Below are 688 nucleotides of genomic sequence, written 5' to 3' on the forward strand. Positions count from 1 at the left end.
CGCATAATTTGATGGCGGATCTTCGGCATTTTTCCCGCTAAATCATCTAAAATCTCAAAAGGAATTTCACAAATCATTGAGGTTTCGAGAGCCTGAGCAAAACCAACGTGTTTCATATCCATAATCGCATCAAAGCCAACTAAATCACCGGGTAGATGGAATGCTGTGATCTGTTCTTCACCATTTTCACTGATTGTATAGCTCTTAATTGTACCTGAGCGAATAGCGTAAATCGCCTTAAGTTCATCTCCAGATTTGAAAATGATTTGAGACTTCTGAACAGGTTTTTTACGTTCAATAATGTTATCTAACTGTGTAAGTTCGTGATCATTTAGAGTAAAAGGCAGGCAAAGCTGGCTAATACTGCAATTTTGACAGTGAATTGTGCAAGCTGTTCTTCCATTTGCTTTGAAATCAGATACAATTTTCATAGTACTATCGCCTCAAAATTTGATTTAGGGCAAATTTTAACACTTTTTTAAGGCAGTGAGAACTAATATATTTTATAGGAATAAGGGCAGTAAAATGGCAGCGGAAAAATTAACAAAGAAAAGATTAGCACAAATTATCGTAATGTTATTAATTTTGATTGGGGCTTTTGTGTATAGAACTTACACCTGCTCATAATAAAATAGGTCATTATTCTATTTAGTTTATAGGGGGAATACTTCCCCTCAGATTATTGACA

Annotated in this window: 1 protein-coding gene; it reads right to left on the reverse strand. The window is 34.9% G+C overall.

All coding sequences use genetic code 11. The features are described 5' to 3' along the window. Nucleotides 1-431: fumarate/nitrate reduction transcriptional regulator Fnr (fnr, locus tag A1D25_RS01665; RefSeq protein ID WP_157393989.1), on the reverse strand; the 431-nt coding region annotated here is incomplete at its 3' end. Between the last annotated feature and the right edge of the window lie 257 nt (nt 432-688).

The organism is Ursidibacter arcticus, from assembly GCF_009761375.1.
Classification (GTDB): Bacteria; Pseudomonadota; Gammaproteobacteria; order Enterobacterales; family Pasteurellaceae; genus Ursidibacter; species Ursidibacter arcticus.